Annotated in this window: 2 protein-coding genes; both read right to left on the bottom strand. The window is 70.1% G+C overall.

Annotated elements, in window-relative coordinates; all coding sequences use genetic code 11:
- A partial coding sequence (locus AC2D8W_RS22710) for a DUF3604 domain-containing protein (protein ID WP_484673432.1) occupies nucleotides 1-1413 on the bottom strand: 1413 nt, incomplete at its 3' end.
- Between the two features lie 34 nt (nucleotides 1414-1447).
- Nucleotides 1448-1577: DUF3604 domain-containing protein (locus tag AC2D8W_RS22705; protein ID WP_484673433.1), on the bottom strand; the 130-nt coding region annotated here is incomplete at its 5' end.

Here is a 1577-nt window from a genome sequence, read left to right as displayed (position 1 = left end):
GAAGAACCGCACCTTGATCCGCGGACCCGAGGTGGCGAACGTCTCCTTGCGCCGCAGCGCCGCATAGATGGCGTCGCGGCTGTTCTCCTCCGCCCAGACACCCGCCAGGCCCGAGGCGCCCCAGGCCTGGTAGCGGCCGCCCGCCGCGGCGGCGTCGACGCCCTCCCAGCTCTTGGCGCCGTTCGGCGGCGCCGACCCGCGCAGGTCGGGCCGGGAATCCGGCCGGCCGGTCTTGGAGAAGTAGTTGGGCTCCTCGACGCTGCCGGGAGAGGCGTTGTGGGTGTCGGACGAGCTGATGAAGCCGAACTTGAACGGGTTCGCGCCGACCTTCTCGCGGAAGATGATCCCGTCCTGCAGGGCGCGGCGCACGTAGCCGCCGGCGAACTTCGTGATCGCCCGGTTCGTGCCGATGTAGCTCTCCATGATCTCGAAGTTCGCCCACTCGTCGTTGGGCGACAGCGAGGGATGGGTCTCGGACGTGCCCTTGATCTGGCTGATCTCGACCAGCGGCTCGTTTCGCATACGCAGGTCGGCGTAGGCCCTGTCGATGGGCTTGCCGTTCATCCGGACGGTGTCGAACATCAGCCCGTCCGAGCCGTTCGAGTTGTGCGGGATCGCCAGGGCCTCGACGCCGTTCGCACGCCAGCCGTCCATGGCCTTCCAGAGGTTCTCCGGGTCGCGCGACGCGTTCGCCGTGTAGGGCAGGGCGGCGACCTTCGAGCCCTTGAAGATGACGTTCCGATGCAGGTTCCGGCCGTCGGGCGCCGAGGTGTACTCGTAGCCGATGAAGGTGGTGAACCGGCCCGGCGCGTAGTTCCGCGCGGCGGCGTCCTGCACCTCGCGCCAGGCGCGCGAGGCGATCTCGGGCGAGCTGAACTCCGGCGGCAGGGTGCCGTCCCGGAAGCCCGTGACCACCCGCTGGAACGCCTGCCCGATTTCCTTGGGATCGTTGGAGAAGAGGCCCTGGGTGATCGGCAGCTTCGACAGCGGGCTGTGCGGATCGGCCGCCTCGCGGATGGCCCCCATGAACTCGGCGTGGTCGGTGACGCCCGCGAAGTCCAGCGGCCCGCCCTGCAGGCGGATGTCGAACCCGGCGGCGTGGCCGATCGCCTCGCCCTTGGCGAAGCGGTAGGCGTCGTCGGGCGATTTGCGGACGTTGAAGATGTAGGCGTCGAACGACAGGTAGGTGTGGACGTGCAGGTCGCCGAAATAGGCGTTGCGGTCGGTGTTGTGACCGGGCAGGCGGGTGGGCGCCGGGGCCGCCTTGGCCGCGGGCCGCGCGGCGGCGGCCGGCTTCGGGGCCGGCTTCTGGCCCTGCACGGCCTGCGCCACGACGGCGCCGCCGCCGATCAGGACGCCGACCGCAACCGCGGGCGCCGCATAGCGCAGCATGGCCAGTTTCTTGGTGGTCATCGCGGGCCCTCCCGGCCTGACGTTCGAGTTTCTCTTATGCCGCCGGCTCGTACCAGATGGGCGAGGACCAGGCGCGTTCCATGATGGTGGGTGCGAGCTTGGGGTTGGGGGGCGTGCCGTTGCGCAGGGCGTCCCAGGTGGACCAGCGGCAGGAGGGGTTCTCG

It is taken from the genome of Phenylobacterium sp. T106 (assembly GCF_057219735.1).
Note: the sequence above shows the minus strand (reverse complement) of the source record. Positions and strands in the feature narration are given on the sequence as shown.